This is a genomic window from Pseudomonas sp. CM25 (assembly GCF_013179705.1).
In the GTDB taxonomy this organism is placed as follows: domain Bacteria; phylum Pseudomonadota; class Gammaproteobacteria; order Pseudomonadales; family Pseudomonadaceae; genus Aquipseudomonas.
In genome coordinates, this window is sequence record NZ_JABMCW010000033.1 from 1 (window position 1) to 18,221 (window position 18,221).

14 protein-coding genes, 4 tRNA genes and 2 rRNA genes are annotated in these 18,221 nt (G+C 57.5%); all 20 read left to right on the forward strand.

What is annotated here, in order from left to right; all coding sequences use genetic code 11:
• Positions 1 to 738 (forward strand): 23S ribosomal RNA (locus HP546_RS05985); the annotation flags it as partial.
• 143 nt (positions 739 to 881) lie between these two features.
• A 5S ribosomal RNA gene (gene rrf / locus HP546_RS05990) occupies positions 882 to 997 on the forward strand.
• 165 nt (positions 998 to 1,162) lie between these two features.
• Positions 1,163 to 2,122 (forward strand): bifunctional biotin--[acetyl-CoA-carboxylase] ligase/biotin operon repressor BirA, encoded by a 960-nt coding sequence (gene birA, locus HP546_RS05995; RefSeq protein ID WP_172221099.1) that lies wholly within the window; start codon positions 1,163 to 1,165, stop codon positions 2,120 to 2,122.
• Positions 2,112 to 2,861: a pantothenate kinase gene (locus HP546_RS06000; RefSeq protein ID WP_172221102.1), complete on the forward strand. Its 750-nt coding sequence runs from the start codon at positions 2,112 to 2,114 to the stop codon at positions 2,859 to 2,861. Before birA ends, HP546_RS06000 begins: the two co-directional genes overlap by 11 nt.
• Positions 2,862 to 2,868: 7 nt before the next feature.
• Positions 2,869 to 3,294, forward strand: coding sequence for a hypothetical protein (locus HP546_RS06005; RefSeq protein WP_172221105.1), 426 nt, complete (start codon positions 2,869 to 2,871; stop codon positions 3,292 to 3,294).
• Between the two features lie 153 nt (positions 3,295 to 3,447).
• A tRNA-Tyr gene (locus tag HP546_RS06010) sits at positions 3,448 to 3,531 on the forward strand.
• Between the two features lie 24 nt (positions 3,532 to 3,555).
• Positions 3,556 to 3,629: transfer RNA gene (locus HP546_RS06015), tRNA-Gly, on the forward strand.
• A gap of 29 nt (positions 3,630 to 3,658) precedes the next feature.
• Positions 3,659 to 3,734, forward strand: a tRNA-Thr gene (locus HP546_RS06020).
• A gap of 78 nt (positions 3,735 to 3,812) precedes the next feature.
• Positions 3,813 to 5,006: an elongation factor Tu gene (gene tuf / locus HP546_RS06025; RefSeq protein WP_172221108.1), complete on the forward strand. Its 1,194-nt coding sequence runs from the start codon at positions 3,813 to 3,815 to the stop codon at positions 5,004 to 5,006.
• A gap of 54 nt (positions 5,007 to 5,060) precedes the next feature.
• A tRNA-Trp gene (locus tag HP546_RS06030) sits at positions 5,061 to 5,136 on the forward strand.
• Between the two features lie 44 nt (positions 5,137 to 5,180).
• Complete coding sequence (secE, locus tag HP546_RS06035; protein ID WP_112249307.1) at positions 5,181 to 5,549, forward strand: preprotein translocase subunit SecE; 369 nt, start codon at positions 5,181 to 5,183, stop codon at positions 5,547 to 5,549.
• A gap of 9 nt (positions 5,550 to 5,558) precedes the next feature.
• The gene (gene nusG / locus HP546_RS06040) at positions 5,559 to 6,092 is read left to right on the forward strand and encodes a transcription termination/antitermination protein NusG (RefSeq protein ID WP_043199430.1); all 534 of its coding nucleotides are present in this window, start codon (positions 5,559 to 5,561) and stop codon (positions 6,090 to 6,092) included.
• Between the two features lie 119 nt (positions 6,093 to 6,211).
• Positions 6,212 to 6,643: a 50S ribosomal protein L11 gene (gene rplK, locus HP546_RS06045; RefSeq protein ID WP_003255500.1), complete on the forward strand. Its 432-nt coding sequence runs from the start codon at positions 6,212 to 6,214 to the stop codon at positions 6,641 to 6,643.
• Positions 6,643 to 7,338: a 50S ribosomal protein L1 gene (gene rplA, locus HP546_RS06050; RefSeq protein ID WP_172221111.1), complete on the forward strand. Its 696-nt coding sequence runs from the start codon at positions 6,643 to 6,645 to the stop codon at positions 7,336 to 7,338. The genes rplK and rplA overlap by 1 nt, the downstream gene beginning before the upstream one ends.
• Before the next feature lie 197 nt (positions 7,339 to 7,535).
• A complete protein-coding gene (gene rplJ / locus HP546_RS06055) occupies positions 7,536 to 8,036 on the forward strand; it encodes a 50S ribosomal protein L10 (RefSeq protein ID WP_172221114.1) in 501 nt (166 codons plus the stop codon).
• A 78-nt stretch (positions 8,037 to 8,114) separates the two neighbouring features.
• Positions 8,115 to 8,480: a 50S ribosomal protein L7/L12 gene (gene rplL / locus HP546_RS06060; protein ID WP_033703494.1), complete on the forward strand. Its 366-nt coding sequence runs from the start codon at positions 8,115 to 8,117 to the stop codon at positions 8,478 to 8,480.
• 220 nt (positions 8,481 to 8,700) lie between these two features.
• On the forward strand, positions 8,701 to 12,774 hold the full coding sequence (gene rpoB / locus HP546_RS06065) for a DNA-directed RNA polymerase subunit beta (RefSeq protein WP_172221117.1): 4,074 nt from the start codon (positions 8,701 to 8,703) through the stop codon (positions 12,772 to 12,774).
• Between the two features lie 63 nt (positions 12,775 to 12,837).
• Positions 12,838 to 17,037 (forward strand): DNA-directed RNA polymerase subunit beta', encoded by a 4,200-nt coding sequence (gene rpoC, locus HP546_RS06070; RefSeq protein ID WP_172221119.1) that lies wholly within the window; start codon positions 12,838 to 12,840, stop codon positions 17,035 to 17,037.
• A 211-nt stretch (positions 17,038 to 17,248) separates the two neighbouring features.
• Positions 17,249 to 17,620 (forward strand): 30S ribosomal protein S12, encoded by a 372-nt coding sequence (gene rpsL / locus HP546_RS06075; protein WP_003255492.1) that lies wholly within the window; start codon positions 17,249 to 17,251, stop codon positions 17,618 to 17,620.
• 106 nt (positions 17,621 to 17,726) lie between these two features.
• Positions 17,727 to 18,197 (forward strand): 30S ribosomal protein S7, encoded by a 471-nt coding sequence (gene rpsG / locus HP546_RS06080; protein WP_008089143.1) that lies wholly within the window; start codon positions 17,727 to 17,729, stop codon positions 18,195 to 18,197.
• Positions 18,198 to 18,221: the final 24 nt, after the last annotated feature.

Below are 18,221 nucleotides of genomic sequence, written 5' to 3' on the forward strand. Positions count from 1 at the left end.
TGAAATACCACCCTGGCAACTTTGAGGTTCTAACTCAGGTCCGTTATCCGGATCGAGGACAGTGTATGGTGGGTAGTTTGACTGGGGCGGTCTCCTCCCAAAGAGTAACGGAGGAGTACGAAGGTGCGCTCAGACCGGTCGGAAATCGGTCGTAGAGTATAAAGGCAAAAGCGCGCTTGACTGCGAGACACACACGTCGAGCAGGTACGAAAGTAGGTCTTAGTGATCCGGTGGTTCTGTATGGAAGGGCCATCGCTCAACGGATAAAAGGTACTCCGGGGATAACAGGCTGATACCGCCCAAGAGTTCATATCGACGGCGGTGTTTGGCACCTCGATGTCGGCTCATCACATCCTGGGGCTGAAGCCGGTCCCAAGGGTATGGCTGTTCGCCATTTAAAGTGGTACGCGAGCTGGGTTTAGAACGTCGTGAGACAGTTCGGTCCCTATCTGCCGTGGACGTTTGAGATTTGAGAGGGGCTGCTCCTAGTACGAGAGGACCGGAGTGGACGAACCTCTGGTGTTCCGGTTGTCACGCCAGTGGCATTGCCGGGTAGCTATGTTCGGAAGAGATAACCGCTGAAAGCATCTAAGCGGGAAACTTGCCTCAAGATGAGATCTCACTGGGATCTAGAATCCCCTGAAGGGCCGTCGAAGACTACGACGTTGATAGGTTGGGTGTGTAAGCGCTGTGAGGCGTTGAGCTAACCAATACTAATTGCCCGTGAGGCTTGACCATATAACACCCAAGCAATTTGCTCATGCAGATTGCGGTGGTGAAGATGACACGAACCGAAAGTTCGCACTGTTCACAAAGCATCACAACTATCACATATCCGAATTCGCTGGGCTGTCCATCTGGACATTCTGGCTACAGAATTTCTTGACGACCATAGAGCATTGGAACCACCTGATCCCATCCCGAACTCAGTAGTGAAACGATGCATCGCCGATGGTAGTGTGGGGTCTCCCCATGTGAGAGTAGGTCATCGTCAAGATTCATTTCGCAAAACCCCTATCTGCGCATGCAGGTAGGGGTTTTGTCTTTGTAGGCAAAAATCCAGGACCACATAGGTCGTTTGCCCTTGTTTTGCCGGCCCTTTTCCTATGCAAGCCAGCAGCCCGTGGCTATCATGCCTGCCTTATTCCAAGTCGAGACTGGCATGCTGAAGTTGTTGAATCTCCTCAAGGATGGCCGGTTCCATTCCGGAGAAGCCTTGGGGGCAGCCCTCGGGGTGAGTCGCAGCGCCGTTTGGAAGCAGCTGCAGCATCTGGAAAGTGAGCTGAACCTCACCATTCACAAGGTTCGTGGTCGTGGCTATCAGCTGGCGGCGCCACTCGCATTGCTCGAAGCGCAGGCAATCGCTGATTTCGCCGAGGGCGAACAGTGGCCTGTTTTCATCTACGAAAGCATCGATTCGACCAACGCCGAGGGCCTCCGGCTCGCCGGTGAGGGGCAGGCGGCTCCGTTCCTGGTCTTGGCTGAGCGCCAGAGTGCCGGGCGCGGTCGGCGTGGCCGGCAATGGGTCAGCCCCTTCGCGGAAAATCTTTATTACAGCCTGGTGCTGCGGATTGATGGCGGCATGCGCCAGCTGGAAGGCTTGAGCCTGGTGGTGGGGCTGGCGGTAATGCGCACCCTGCAGGCGTTCGGTGTGAAGGATGCAGGGCTCAAATGGCCTAATGATGTGCTGGTTGGCAAGCAGAAGATTACCGGTATTCTGCTGGAACTGGTGGGTGATCCCGCCGATGTCTGCCATGTGGTGCTGGGAATTGGCATCAACGTGAACATGCAGGCCAACGACCAGGTCGATCAGCAGTGGACCTCGATGCGAAGGGAGGTGGGTACGGCAATCGACCGAAACCGTCTGGTTGCATCGCTCAGTCAGCAATTACAGCACGAATTGGCCCGTCATCGTCGCTATGGGTTTGCCGCATTCCAGGAAGAGTGGGAGCAGGCACATCTCTGGCAGGGGCGTAATGTCTCGCTGGTTGCCGGTACTACGCATATTGATGGCAAGGTTCTTGGCGTCGACGGGCAGGGTGGTTTGCGCCTTGCAGTGGACGGGGTAGAAAAGAGCTTCAGCGGTGGTGAGCTCAGTTTGAGGTTGCGTGATGATTCTTGAGCTCGATTGCGGTAACAGCTTCATCAAGTGGCGGGTTATCCATGCCGCTGATGCAGTGATTGAAGGCGGTGGCATTGTCGATTCCGATCAGGCGCTATTGGCGGAAGTCGCTGCGCTCGCTTCGCTATGCCTTACCGGCTGCCGTATTGTCAGTGTCCGCAGCGAAGAGGAAACCGCAGCCCTGTGCGCGCTGATCGCGCAAGCGTTTGCCGTGCACGCGCGCGTGGCGCAGCCTGCTCAGGAAATGGCCGGGGTGCATAATGGCTATGACGATTATCAGCGTCTGGGCATGGATCGGTGGCTTGCGGCATTGGGTGCATTTCACCTGGCCAAAGGCGCGTGCCTGATCATCGACCTGGGTACGGCTGCCAAGGCGGATTTCGTTGCGGCGAACGGCGAGCATCTGGGCGGCTACATCTGCCCGGGTATGCCATTGATGCGCAGCCAGTTGCGTACTCACACCCGGCGTATCCGCTACGACGATGCCTCCGCGGAGCGAGCGTTGACCAGCTTGTCACCAGGTCGTTCGACTGTAGAGGCGGTGGAGCGCGGTTGTGTATTGATGCTGCAGGGTTTTGCGCGCACTCAGCTTGAGCAGGCGCGTGCGCTATGGGGTGAACAATTCACGGTGTTCCTCACCGGCGGTGATGCGCCACTGGTCAGGGAGGCTCTGCCGCAAGCGCGTGTTGTACCTGACCTGGTTTTTGTTGGCCTGGCCATGGCCTGCCCACTGAATTGAGGTGCCTATGCGTTGGTTGTTTCTGTTGTTGGTGGTGCTTAACGTCTGTTATTACGTGTGGCATCAGCAGGAAGCCCCGCTGAAGGTCAAGGAAGTCGCCCCGCTGTCGCTGTACAAGGGGAATCAGCAAGAAATTCGCCTGTTGCGTGAAACGGGTGCGTCTGCACCTGCCAAGCGCCGTGACGAATGCCTGGTAGTCGGCGGCGATTTGGGGCAGGGGCAGCTCGAGGCCCTGCGTCAGCGCCTGCTGAGCCTGGATATCACTGCCTTGCCGGTGCTGGGACAGTTGCCTGGCGCGGAGGGTCGCTGGCTCAAGGTTGCCGCAGAAAGCGAGCGTTTGCTGGACCAAACGGTGCTCTCAGCTCTTTCCAATGATTTCAAAGACTTAAAACACAAAATTATTTTCTGCCAGGGTATTGCAACTGGCGAATAGCTTGATAGAATGGCGCCCGCTTCACAGGGAACACCACTCAGGTGGCAGAACTGGAAGCGGTGTCAAAGCAGCTAAGTTTCAGATTTGATTGAAAAAATTTGAAAAAAACGCTTGACACTAGGACGGCAGACAAATAGAATGCCGGCCACATCTGGAGGGATTCCCGAGCGGCCAAAGGGGACGGACTGTAAATCCGTTGCGAGAGCTTCGAAGGTTCGAATCCTTCTCCCTCCACCAGTTTTAGCGAGAGCCGCAAGCTCCGCGGGTATAGTTTAGTGGTAGAACCTCAGCCTTCCAAGCTGATGATGCGGGTTCGATTCCCGCTACCCGCTCCAAGTTTGCCGGATTTTGCACAAAGTGTTTCGCTCTTGTAGCTCAGTTGGTAGAGCACACCCTTGGTAAGGGTGAGGTCAGCGGTTCAAATCCGCTCAAGAGCTCCATACAAACAAGGCAGATATGAAAATATCTGCCTTTGTTTTATCAGCGCAAGACTATTTCTTCTGCGGAGGATTGTATCGATGGCTAAGGAAAAGTTTGATCGTTCCCTTCCCCACGTTAACGTCGGCACTATCGGCCACGTTGACCACGGTAAGACCACTCTGACCGCAGCTCTGACTCGCGTTTGCTCCGAAGTTTTCGGTTCGGCAATCGTTGAGTTCGACAAGATCGACTCGGCTCCGGAAGAAAAAGCGCGCGGTATCACCATCAACACCGCTCACGTCGAATACAATTCGACCATTCGTCACTATGCTCACGTCGACTGCCCAGGTCACGCTGACTACGTGAAGAACATGATCACCGGTGCTGCCCAGATGGACGGCGCGATCCTGGTTTGCTCGGCCGCCGATGGTCCGATGCCGCAAACCCGTGAGCACATCCTGCTGTCTCGTCAGGTAGGCGTTCCGTACATCGTGGTCTTCCTGAACAAGGCTGACCTGGTAGATGACGCTGAGCTGCTGGAACTGGTCGAGATGGAAGTTCGCGACCTGCTGTCCACCTACGACTTCCCAGGCGACGACACCCCGATCATCATCGGTTCGGCTCGTATGGCCCTGGAAGGCAAAGACGACAACGAAATGGGCACTACCGCTGTCAAGAAGCTGGTAGAAACTCTGGATAGCTACATCCCGGAGCCAGTTCGTGCCATCGATCAGCCGTTCCTGATGCCGATCGAAGACGTATTCTCGATCTCGGGTCGCGGCACCGTTGTTACCGGTCGTATCGAGCGTGGTATCGTCCGCGTTCAGGATCCGCTGGAAATCGTTGGTCTGCGTGACACCACCACCACCACCTGCACTGGTGTTGAGATGTTCCGCAAGCTGCTGGACGAAGGTCGTGCTGGCGAGAACTGCGGCGTTCTGCTGCGTGGTACCAAGCGTGACGACGTTGAACGTGGTCAGGTTCTGGTCAAGCCAGGTTCGGTCAAGCCGCACACCAAGTTCACTGCAGAAGTCTACGTCCTGTCGAAGGAAGAGGGCGGTCGTCACACGCCGTTCTTCAAAGGCTACCGTCCTCAGTTCTACTTCCGTACCACTGACGTGACCGGTAACTGCGAACTGCCGGAAGGTGTTGAAATGGTAATGCCAGGTGACAACATCCAGATGGTTGTCACCCTGATCAAGACCATCGCAATGGAAGACGGTCTGCGCTTCGCTATCCGTGAAGGCGGTCGTACCGTCGGCGCCGGCGTCGTAGCAAAAATTATTGAATAAGTAGTTGATTTACTTGATCAGGCCGGTATAATGGCCGGCCTGATACAGCGTTACAGGTCAGTAGCTCAATTGGCAGAGCGACGGTCTCCAAAACCGTAGGTTGGGGGTTCGATTCCCTCCTGACCTGCCATTTCACCTCGGTGTGATGGCTTTCTTCTTACAGGATCCTCCTCGATGACCCCCAAAACTGAAGCCCAAGAATCGCGTTTTGATCTGTTCAAGTGGCTGGCTGTAGTGGCTTTGGTGGTTGTTGGTGTAGTGGGTAATCAATACTACTCCGCCTCTCCTATCCTGTACCGCGTTCTCGCACTTCTCGTCCTGGCCGCTGTCGCGGGCTTTGTAGCTCTGCAGACTGCGAAGGGCAAGTCGTTCTTTACGTTGGCGAAGGAAGCTCGTACCGAGATCCGTAAAGTCGTGTGGCCGACCCGCCAGGAAACCACCCAGACCACGCTGATTGTCGTGGCTGTCGTGCTGGTTATGGCACTGCTGTTGTGGGGTCTCGATTCCCTGCTCGGCTGGGCGGTCTCCCTGATCGTTGGCTAAAGGTGTCCCGTGGCTAAGCGTTGGTATGTTGTGCATGCTTACTCGGGTTACGAGAAGCATGTAATGCGCTCCCTGATTGAGCGCGTCAAGCTGGCTGGCATGGAAGACGGTTTCGGCGAGATCTTGGTTCCGACCGAAGAAGTCGTCGAAATGCGCAACGGCCAGAAGCGCAAGAGTGAGCGTAAATTCTTCCCTGGCTATGTACTGGTCCAGATGGAGATGAACGAAGGGACTTGGCACTTGGTCAAGGATACTCCTCGTGTGATGGGCTTTATTGGTGGTACTGCAGACAAGCCTGCGCCAATCACCGATAAAGAAGCCGAGGCTATCCTGCGTCGCGTTGCCGACGGTAGCGACAAGCCGAAGCCCAAGACGCTGTTCGAACCAGGTGAAGTGGTTCGAGTCGTTGACGGTCCGTTCGCTGACTTCAACGGTAGTGTCGAAGAGGTTAACTACGAAAAGAGCCGCCTGCAGGTTGCGGTGCTCATTTTCGGTCGCTCTACTCCGGTGGAGCTCGAGTTCAGCCAGGTCGAAAAGGTCTAGGCGGACGAAGCATCCCATACCCCGCAGCCCTGTGTGCTGCGGGGTTTTGTCGTCACTGGGATAAAACGCAAGTCATCCGGGGAGCCATCAGGCGTTCGTACCCGATTTTGGAGTAGCTCATGGCTAAGAAGATTCAGGCTTACATCAAGCTGCAAGTTAAGGCCGGCCAGGCCAACCCAAGCCCACCCGTTGGTCCAGCACTGGGTCAACACGGTGTGAACATCATGGAATTCTGCAAGGCCTTCAACGCCCGTACTCAGGGTCAAGAAGCCGGCCTGCCGACTCCTGTGATCATCACTGTCTACAGCGACCGTAGCTTCACCTTCGAGACCAAGAGCACCCCTGCCTCGGTTCTGCTGAAGAAAGCTGCTGGCCTGACCAGTGGTTCGGCTCGTCCGAACACCGTTAAAGTCGGTACCGTGACCCGTGCTCAGCTGGAAGATATCGCCAAGGCCAAACAGGCTGATCTGACTGCCGCTGACCTGGACGCTGCTGTACGCACCATCGCTGGCTCTGCCCGCAGCATGGGCCTGAACGTGGAGGGTGTGTAATGGCTAAGCTGACCAAGCGTCAAAAGGCAATCGCCGAGAAAATCGAAGCAGGCAAGGCCTACAACTTCGAAGAAGCGGCAACTCTGCTGGCTTCGCTGCCGGCTGCCAAATTCGTAGAGTCCTACGACATCGCCGTTAACCTCGGTGTTGACCCGCGTAAATCCGACCAGGTCGTACGTAGCGCTACTGTGCTGCCACACGGCACTGGCAAGACCGTTCGCGTTGCTGTCTTCACCCAGGGTCCAGCTGCCGAGGCCGCTCTGGCTGCCGGCGCTGACCGTGTAGGTATGGACGATCTGGCTGCCGAAATGAAAGCCGGCGACCTGAACTATGACGTCGTCATCGCATCGCCTGATGCCATGCGCGTTGTAGGTCAGCTGGGTCAGGTTCTGGGTCCTCGCGGCCTGATGCCTAACCCGAAAGTTGGTACCGTTAGCCCAGACGTAGCCACTGCCGTGAAAAACGCCAAGGCTGGTCAGGTTCGCTACCGTACCGACAAGAACGGTATCATCCATACCTCCGTTGGCAAGATCGGCTTTGAAGCTGGCAAGCTGAAGGAAAACGTTGAAGCCCTGATCGCTGATCTGAAGCGTATCAAGCCTGCTTCCTCGAAAGGTATCTACGTCAAGCGCGTTACCCTGAGCACCACCATGGGCCCAGGTCTGGTCATCGATCAGAGCTCGCTGGACGTGTAAGAACATGGCGGCGCGACCTGTCGCGCCGCCAGCAAAAATTGGGGTCCCTGCCTGGCGGGGGCTATCCAAGACCGTAGGTGGCGCAAGCCTTAAAATACCAGCCCACGCAGATGGTGCTCCCGATTCGTTCGCGAATCAGACACCAAAACGACATCCGGCTTCGGCCAGATGAAACGGTAAAAACCAGGAGTAAACCCGTGGCAATTAAACTCGAAGACAAGAAGGCCATCGTCGCTGAAGTCAACGAGGCTGCCAAAGTCGCTCTGTCCGCTGTCGTGGCTGATGCCCGTGGTGTGACTGTAAGCGCAATGACCGGACTCCGTAAAGAGGCTCGCGAAGCTGGCGTATACGTACGTGTCGTACGTAACACCCTGCTCAAGCGCGCTGTTGAAGGCACCGAATTTTCGATCCTCAACGACGCGTTCAAAGGCCCGACCCTGATTGCTTTCTCCAACGAACACCCGGGCGCTGCTGCTCGTCTGTTCAAAGAGTTCGCCAAGGGTCACGACAAGTTCGAGATCAAGGCAGCTGCGTTTGACGGCAATTTCATTGCCGCCAACCAGATCGATGTACTGGCTACCTTGCCGACCCGTGACGAAGCTATCGCACGTCTGATGAGCGTGATTCAAGGCGCCACCAGCAAGCTGGCTCGTACTCTGGCGGCCGTTCGCGACCAGAAAGAAGCTGCTGCTGCCTAAGGCAGCGTAAAATCTTTCAAAATCATATGTTTAATTTGATGGCTGCGTAGGCTGTCACCCCAATACAGGATTTAAGTCATGTCCCTGACTAACGAACAAATCATCGAAGCAATCGGCCAGAAAACCGTTCTGGAAGTTGTTGAGCTGATCAAAGCTATGGAAGAAACCTTCGGCGTGACCGCTGCTGTTGCCGCTGCTGGCCCAGCTGCTGCTGCTGCCGTTGTTGAAGAGCAGACTGAGTTCAACGTTGTTCTGCTGGAAGCTGGCGAGAAGAAAGTGAACGTGATTAAAGCCGTTCGCGAACTGACCGGTCTGGGCCTGAAAGAAGCCAAAGAGAAAGTCGACGGCGCTCCTCAGGTCGTAGCTGAAGGCGTTTCGAAAGAAGCCGCTGAAGACGCCAAGAAGAAGCTGGAAGAAGCAGGCGCTAAAGTCGAGCTGAAGTAATCTCGACCTTGCGATGCCAGCCTGAGCGTTGAGCAAAGGGCTGATGGCTGGTGGCTTATGCCACCGGCCTTTTTCCGTTATTGGTGGCCGGTCAGGCCGGCCCCGATAACAAGCTGCAAGACACCCATGTGGGTGGCGCAAACCAAGGGGTTTGCACGATTTTCTGGCTGCTCCCGTCGGGAGAAGCCAAACAAGCAGGTGACCAAGCTGGGGAACGCTGATGGCTTACTCATACACTGAGAAAAAACGTATCCGCAAGGACTTTAGCAAGTTGCCGGACGTTATGGATGTGCCTTACCTCCTGGCCATCCAGCTGGATTCGTATCGCGAATTCCTGCAAGCGGGAGCATCCAAGGATCACTTCCGCGACGTCGGCCTGCACGCGGCCTTCAAATCGGTATTCCCGATCATCAGCTACTCCGGCAATGCTGCCTTGGAGTACGTAGGCTATCGCCTGGGCGAACCCGCCTTCGATGTGAAGGAATGTGTCCTGCGTGGCGTGACCTTCGCGGTTCCACTGCGGGTCAAGGTGCGCCTGATCATCTTCGACAAGGAATCGTCGAACAAAGCGATCAAGGACATCAAAGAGCAAGAAGTCTACATGGGTGAAATCCCCCTGATGACTGAGAACGGTACCTTCGTAATCAACGGTACCGAGCGTGTGATCGTTTCCCAGCTGCACCGTTCGCCTGGTGTGTTCTTCGACCACGACCGTGGCAAGACTCACAGCTCCGGCAAGCTGCTGTACTCCGCTCGCATCATCCCTTACCGCGGTTCGTGGCTGGACTTCGAGTTCGACCCTAAAGACTGCGTGTTCGTGCGTATCGACCGTCGCCGCAAACTGCCGGCCTCGGTGCTGCTGCGTGCCCTGGGTTACAGCACTGAAGAAGTGCTGAACACCTTCTACACCACCAACATCTTCCACATTTCCGGCGAGAGCCTCAGCCTGGAACTGGTGGCGCAGCGTCTGCGTGGTGAAGTTGCAGTCATGGACATCCATGACGAAACCGGCAAGGTCATCGTTGAGCAAGGCCGCCGTATCACCGCGCGCCACATCAACCAGATCGAGAAAGCTGGCGTCAAGCAGCTGGACGTTCCGATGGAGTACGTCCTGGGCCGCACTACCGCCAAGGCGATCGTGCACCCGGCGACTGGTGAGATCCTGGCCGAGTGCAACACCGAGCTGACCACCGATCTGCTGATCAAGATCGCCAAGGCTCAGGTCGTCCGTATCGAGACCCTGTACACCAACGACATCGATTGCGGTCCGTTCATCTCCGACACGCTGAAGATCGACACCACCAGCAACCAGCTGGAAGCCCTGGTCGAAATCTACCGCATGATGCGTCCTGGCGAGCCGCCAACCAAGGATGCTGCCGAGACCCTGTTCAACAACCTGTTCTTCAGCGCCGAGCGTTACGACCTGTCTGCCGTCGGCCGCATGAAGTTCAACCGTCGTATCGGTCGTACCGAGATCGAAGGTTCGGGCGTGCTGAGCAAGGAAGATATCGTCGAGGTTCTGAAGACCCTGGTCGATATCCGTAACGGCAAAGGCATCGTCGACGACATCGACCACCTCGGTAACCGTCGCGTACGCTGCGTCGGCGAGATGGCCGAGAACCAGTTCCGTGTTGGCCTGGTGCGTGTTGAGCGCGCGGTCAAGGAACGTCTGTCGATGGCAGAAAGCGAAGGCCTGATGCCGCAAGACCTGATCAACGCCAAGCCGGTCGCGGCGGCGGTGAAAGAGTTCTTCGGTTCGAGCCAGCTGTCCCAGTTCATGGACCAGAACAACCCGCTCTCCGAGATCACCCACAAGCGCCGCGTCTCCGCACTCGGCCCGGGCGGTCTGACCCGTGAGCGTGCAGGCTTCGAAGTCCGCGACGTACACCCGACCCACTATGGCCGCGTGTGCCCGATCGAGACCCCTGAAGGTCCGAACATCGGTCTGATCAACTCCCTGGCAGCCTATGCCCGCACCAACCAGTACGGCTTCCTGGAAAGCCCGTACCGCGTGGTGAAGGAAGGCGTGGTCAGCGATGACATCGTGTTCCTGTCGGCCATTGAAGAAGCGGATCACGTCATCGCCCAGGCTTCGGCCGCGATGAACGAGAAGAAGCAGCTGATCGATGAGCTGGTAGCTGTTCGTCACCTGAACGAGTTCACCGTCAAGGCGCCGGAAGACGTCACCCTGATGGACGTTTCGCCGAAGCAGGTTGTTTCTGTCGCAGCTTCGCTGATTCCGTTCCTTGAGCACGACGACGCCAACCGTGCGTTGATGGGTTCGAACATGCAGCGTCAGGCTGTACCAACCCTGCGTGCCGACAAGCCGCTGGTAGGTACCGGCATGGAGCGCAACGTTGCCCGTGACTCCGGTGTCTGCGTGGTTGCTCGCCGCGGTGGTGTGATCGACTCGGTCGACGCCAGCCGTGTGGTTGTTCGCGTTGCCGACGACGAAGTGGAAACCGGTGAAGCAGGTGTAGATATCTACAACCTGACCAAGTACACCCGTTCGAACCAGAACACCTGCATCAACCAGCGTCCGCTGGTGAGCAAAGGTGACAAGGTTCAGCGTGGCGACATCATGGCCGACGGCCCGTCCACCGACATGGGTGAACTGGCACTGGGCCAGAACATGCGCATCGCGTTCATGGCGTGGAACGGCTTCAACTTCGAAGACTCCATCTGCCTGTCCGAGCGTGTGGTTCAGGAAGACCGCTTCACCACGATCCACATCCAGGAACTGACCTGTGTGGCGCGTGACACCAAGCTTGGCCCAGAGGAAATCACTGCGGACATCCCGAACGTGGGTGAAGCCGCACTGAACAAGCTGGACGAAGCCGGTATCGTCTACGTGGGTGCCGAAGTAGGCGCGGGCGACATCCTGGTCGGCAAGGTCACGCCAAAAGGCGAAACCCAGCTGACGCCGGAAGAGAAGCTGCTGCGTGCGATCTTCGGTGAAAAAGCCAGCGACGTTAAGGACACCTCCCTGCGCGTGCCAACCGGCACCAAAGGTACTGTCATCGACGTACAGGTCTTCACCCGTGATGGCGTAGAACGCGACAGCCGCGCCCTGGCCATCGAGAAGATGCAGCTCGACGAGATCCGCAAGGACCTCAACGAAGAGTTCCGCATCGTCGAAGGCGCAACCTTCGAGCGTCTGCGTTCTGCCCTGAACGGCCAGGTGGTCGACGGTGGCGCAGGCCTGAAGAAGGGCACTGTGGTCACTGACGAAGTGCTGGACGGTCTGGAGCACGGCCAGTGGTTCAAACTGCGCATGGCCGAAGATGCACTGAACGAGCAGCTGGAAAAGGCTCAACAGTACATCGTCGATCGTCGCCGTCTGCTGGACGACAAGTTCGAAGACAAGAAGCGCAAGCTGCAGCAGGGCGATGACCTGGCACCGGGCGTACTGAAGATCGTCAAGGTCTACCTGGCAATCCGCCGTCGCATCCAGCCGGGTGACAAGATGGCCGGTCGTCACGGTAACAAGGGTGTCGTCTCGGTAATCATGCCGGTTGAAGACATGCCACACGATGCCAACGGTACTCCGGTCGACGTCGTGCTGAACCCGCTGGGCGTACCTTCGCGTATGAACGTCGGTCAGATCCTCGAAACTCACCTGGGCCTCGCGGCCAAAGGTCTGGGCGAGAAGATCGACCGCATGATCGAAGAGCAGCGCAAAGCCGCTGAGCTGCGCGTGTTCCTGACCGAGGTCTACAACGAGATCGGCGGTCGTCAGGAAAACCTCGACGAGTTCACCGACGAAGAGATCCTGGCCCTGGCGCACAACCTGAAGAAGGGCGTGCCGATGGCTACCCCGGTCTTCGATGGTGCCAAGGAGCGCGAGATCAAGGCCATGCTGAAGCTGGCTGACCTGCCTGAGAGCGGCCAGATGGTGCTGTTCGATGGCCGTACCGGCAACAAGTTCGAGCGTCCTGTGACCGTTGGTTACATGTACATGCTCAAGCTGAACCACTTGGTGGACGACAAGATGCACGCGCGTTCCACTGGTTCCTACAGCCTGGTTACCCAGCAGCCGCTGGGTGGTAAGGCGCAGTTCGGTGGTCAGCGTTTCGGGGAGATGGAAGTGTGGGCGCTGGAAGCATACGGCGCGGCATACACCCTGCAAGAAATGCTCACAGTGAAGTCGGACGACGTGAACGGCCGTACCAAGATGTACAAGAACATCGTGGATGGCGATCACCGTATGGAGCCGGGCATGCCCGAGTCCTTCAACGTGTTGATCAAAGAGATCCGTTCGCTCGGTATCGACATCGATCTGGAAACCGAATAACACGTGACGCGAAGGGGAGTGGGGCGGTAATGCCCACTCCCTGCTCCGCCAGGAGGAAAGGCCTTGAAAGACCTACTGAATTTGCTGAAAAACCAGGGTCAAGTCGAAGAGTTCGACGCCATCCGCATCGGTCTGGCGTCACCTGAAATGATCCGTTCGTGGTCGTTCGGTGAAGTCAAGAAGCCGGAAACCATCAACTACCGTACGTTCAAACCAGAGCGTGACGGCCTGTTCTGCGCCAAGATCTTTGGCCCAGTCAAGGACTACGAGTGCCTGTGCGGCAAGTACAAGCGCCTCAAGCACCGCGGCGTGATCTGCGAGAAGTGCGGCGTTGAAGTTGCCCTGGCCAAGGTTCGTCGTGAGCGCATGGCGCACATCGAACTGGCCTCGCCGGTTGCTCACATCTGGTTCCTGAAGTCGCTGCCGTCCCGTATCGGCCTGCTGATGGACATGACCCTGCGTGACATCGAGCGCGTGCTCTACTTCGAGAGCTACGTCGTTATCGATCCGGGCATGACCACCCTGGAAAAGGGCCAGCTGCTGAACGACGAGCAGTACTTCGAAGCGCTGGAAGAGTTCGGTGACGACTTTGATGCCCGCATGGGTGCCGAAGCTGTCCGCGAGCTGCTGCACGCTATCGACCTGGAGCACGAGATTGGTCGCCTGCGCGAAGAAATTCCGCAGACCAACTCGGAAACCAAGATCAAGAAGCTGTCCAAGCGCCTGAAGCTGATGGAAGCTTTCCAGGGCTCGGGCAACCTGCCTGAGTGGATGGTCCTGACCGTCCTGCCAGTGCTGCCGCCGGACCTGCGTCCGCTGGTACCGCTGGATGGTGGCCGCTTCGCGACCTCCGACCTGAACGACCTGTATCGTCGGGTGATCAACCGTAACAACCGTCTGAAGCGCCTGCTCGATCTGTCGGCGCCGGACATCATCGTGCGCAACGAAAAGCGCATGCTGCAGGAAGCGGTCGACGCCCTGCTGGACAACGGCCGTCGCGGTCGCGCCATCACTGGCTCGAACAAGCGTCCGCTGAAGTCCCTGGCTGACATGATCAAAGGTAAGCAAGGTCGCTTCCGTCAGAACTTGCTCGGTAAGCGCGTGGATTACTCCGGCCGTTCGGTAATTACCGTAGGCCCGACCCTGCGTCTGCACCAGTGCGGTCTGCCGAAGAAGATGGCCCTCGAGCTGTTCAAGCCGTTCATTTTCGGCAAGCTGGAAATGCGTGGTCTGGCGACCACCATCAAGGCTGCCAAGAAGATGGTCGAGCGCGAGCTGCCAGAGGTGTGGGACGTGCTCGCCGAGGTGATCCGCGAACACCCCGTGCTGCTCAACCGTGCACCGACCCTGCACCGTCTGGGTATCCAGGCCTTTGAACCGGTTCTGATCGAAGGTAAGGCCATTCAGCTGCACCCGCTGGTCTGCGCCGCGTACAACGCCGACTTCGACGGTGACCAGATGGCCGTTCACGTGCCGCTGACGCTGGAAGCCCAGCTTGAAGCGCGCGCGCTGATGATGTCGACCAACAACATCCTGTCGCCAGCCAACGGTGAGCCAATCATCGTTCCTTCGCAGGACGTGGTACTGGGTCTGTACTACATGACCCGTGAAGCCATCAACGCCAAGGGCGAAGGTCGCGTGTTCGCCGACCTGCAGGAAGTCGACCGCGTATTCCGCGCCGGCGAAGCTGCCCTGCACGCGAAAATCAAGGTTCGTATCAACGAAACCGTGAATGACCGTGATGGTTCCTCGACCAAGAACACCCGTATCGTCGACACCACCGTCGGCCGTGCGCTGCTGTTCCAGGTTGTACCGGCAGGCCTGCCATACGATGTCGTCAACCAGCCGATGAAGAAAAAGGCGATCTCCAAGCTGATCAACCAGTGCTACCGCGTGGTTGGTCTGAAAGAGACCGTTATCTTCGCCGACCAGCTGATGTACACCGGCTTTGCCTACTCGACCATTTCCGGCGTTTCCATCGGTGTGAATGACTTCGTCATCCCTGATGAAAAAGCCCGCATCATCAACAGCGCCACCGATGAAGTGAAGGAAATCGAGAGCCAGTACGCCTCCGGCCTGGTAACCCAGGGCGAGAAGTACAACAAGGTCATCGACTTGTGGTCGAAGGCGAACGACGAAGTTTCCAAGGCGATGATGGCCAACCTCTCGAAAGAGAAGGTCATCGACCGCGAAGGCAAAGAAGTCGAGCAAGAGTCCTTCAACTCGATGTACATGATGGCTGACTCCGGTGCCCGTGGTTCCGCAGCACAGATCCGTCAGTTGGCCGGTATGCGTGGCCTGATGGCCAAGCCGGACGGCTCCATCATCGAGACGCCGATCACCGCGAACTTCCGTGAAGGCTTGAGCGTGCTTCAGTACTTCATCTCGACTCACGGTGCTCGTAAAGGTCTGGCGGATACCGCACTGAAGACCGCCAACTCCGGTTACCTGACTCGTCGTCTGGTAGACGTTGCCCAGGATCTGGTGGTTACCGAGATCGACTGCGGCACCGACCATGGCCTGTTGATGACCCCGCACATCGAAGGCGGCGACGTTGTAGAGCCGCTGGGTGAGCGTGTACTGGGTCGTGTCATCGCCCGTGACGTGTTCAAGCCAGGCACCGAGGACGTTATCGTTCCGGCCGGTACCCTGGTTGATGAGCAGTGGGTCGAATTCATCGAGCTGAACAGCATCGACGAAGTGATCGTGCGTTCGCCGATCAACTGCGAAACCCGCTTCGGTATCTGCGCCAAGTGCTACGGTCGTGACCTGGCTCGCGGTCACCAGGTGAACATCGGTGAAGCTGTCGGCGTTATCGCTGCCCAGTCGATCGGTGAGCCGGGTACCCAGCTGACCATGCGTACGTTCCACATCGGTGGTGCTGCAAGCCGTACCTCGGCTGCCGACAGCGTCCAGGTGAAGAACGGCGGTATGGTTCGTCTGCACAACCTGAAGCAGGTAGTACGTGCCGATGGCAACCTGGTTGCCGTATCGCGTTCGGGCGAGTTGGCCATCGCCGACGAATTCGGTCGTGAGCGTGAGCGTTACAAGCTGCCTTACGGTGCGGTAATTTCGGTCAAGGAAGGTGAAAAGGTCGAAGCTGGCGCCATCGTCGCCAAGTGGGACCCGCACACCCACCCGATCGTTACCGAGCTGAAAGGTACCGTGACCTTCGTGGGCATGGAAGAAAACATCACCATCAAGCGTCAGACTGACGAATTGACTGGTTTGACCAACATTGAAGTACTGGACGTCAAGGATCGCCCTGCCGCAGGCAAGGAAATCCGTCCGGCTATCAAGATGGTCGATGCCAATGGCAAGGACCTGTACCTGCCAGGTACCGATGTACCTGCTCAGTACTTCCTGCCAGCCAACGCCTTGGTAGGTGTGGCTGACGGTGCACAGATCGGTGTTGGTGACGTAATTGCGCGTATCCCGCAAGAAACGTCGAAAACCCGTGACATCACCGGTGGTCTGCCACGTGTTGCCGACTTGTTCGAAGCACGCCGTCCGAAAGAAGCCTCGATTCTGGCTGAAGTCAGCGGCACCATCGCGTTCGGTAAAGAGACCAAGGGCAAGCGCCGTCTGGTCATCACTCCGACCGACGGTAGCGATCCGTACGAAGAGCTGATTCCTAAGTGGCGCCACCTGAACGTCTTCGAAGGCGAACAGGTAAACCGCGGCGAAGTCATCTCCGACGGCCCGAGCGATCCGCACGACATCCTGCGTTTGCTGGGTGTGAGCGCGCTGGCGAAGTACATCGTCAACGAGATCCAGGACGTTTACCGTCTGCAAGGCGTTAAGATCAACGACAAGCACATCGAGACCATCCTGCGTCAGATGCTGCGCAAGGTCGAGATCTCGGAGTCGGGTGATTCCAGCTTCATCAAGGGCGACCAGATGGAACTGACCCACGTACTGGTGGAGAACGAGCGTCTCGCCGGCGATGACAAGTTCATCTCCAAGTTCACCCGTGTGCTGCTGGGTATCACCAAGGCGTCGCTGTCGACCGAATCGTTCATCTCCGCGGCTTCCTTCCAGGAAACCACCCGCGTACTGACCGAAGCGGCGGTAACCGGCAAGCGCGACTACCTGCGCGGCCTGAAAGAGAACGTGGTCGTGGGTCGTCTGATCCCGGCCGGTACCGGTCTGGCTTACCACAGCGAGCGCAAGCGTCGCCGTGAAGCCGACAAACCGCTGCGTGTGAGCGCTAGTGAGGTCGAAGCTGCACTGACCGAAGCGCTGAATTCCAGCGGTAACTAAGTACAGGGCAGGGCCCCGGCAACCCTCGAACGGTCATCGACGACACACAATGTTGCCGATGATCGGGCGAGGAGGGCCGGGGCCTCGTCTTGACTGGGTGCAAGATCCTCCGTAGACTTTTGTACCCTTAAATTTGGTGAGGCTCCGTCTCGTCAATTTTTGGCTTTCTTGCAAGACAATAGAGTCGCAAGACAATCAGTGGAGCTAGTAGATGGCAACTATCAACCAGCTGGTACGTCAGCCGCGTAAGCGTTCGGTCGAGAAGTCCGACGTTCCTGCGCTGCAGAACTGCCCGCAACGTCGTGGCGTGTGCACCCGTGTGTACACCACCACGCCGAAAAAACCTAACTCGGCACTGCGTAAAGTATGCCGTGTGCGTCTGACCAACGGTTTCGAGGTTTCCTCGTACATCGGCGGTGAAGGCCACAACCTGCAAGAGCACAGCGTCGTCCTGATCCGTGGCGGCCGTGTAAAAGACTTGCCAGGTGTTCGTTACCACACCGTTCGCGGCTCTCTGGATACTTCGGGCGTCAAAGGCCGTAACCAGGGTCGTTCGAAGTACGGTACCAAGCGTCCGAAGTAATCGGCCGTTTGCACACATCCATTTTTTTGAGTCGATAAGAGTAAGGTCGGGCGGGGGTCGTAGACCCAGGTCCCGGGCTAACCTGAAGACCGTTTGAGGGCTTATCATGCCAAGACGTCGTGTAGCAGCAAAACGTGAGATTCTGGACGATCCTAAATACGGATCCCAAATCCTCGCCAAGTTCATGAACCACGTGATGGAAAGCGGCAAGAAGGCCGTGGCCGAGCGCATCGTTTACGGTGCCCTGGACAAGGTCAAAGAGCGCAAGAACAGCGACCCCCTGGAAATCTTCGAGAAAGCTCTCGACGCCATCGCTCCGCTGGTCGAAGTAAAGTCCCGTCGTGTCGGCGGTGCCACTTACCAGGTTCCGGTTGAAGTTCGTCCATCCCGTCGTAACGCTCTGGCAATGCGCTGGCTCGTAGACTACGCCCGCAAGCGCGGCGAGAAGTCGATGGCTCTGCGCCTGGCCGGCGAACTGCTGGATGCTGCTGAAGGCAAGGGTGCTGCAGTCAAGAAGCGTGAAGACGTTCACCGTATGGCTGAAGCCAACAAAGCGTTCTCGCACTACCGCTTCTAATTCAAGCATCAATCATTTTGCGAG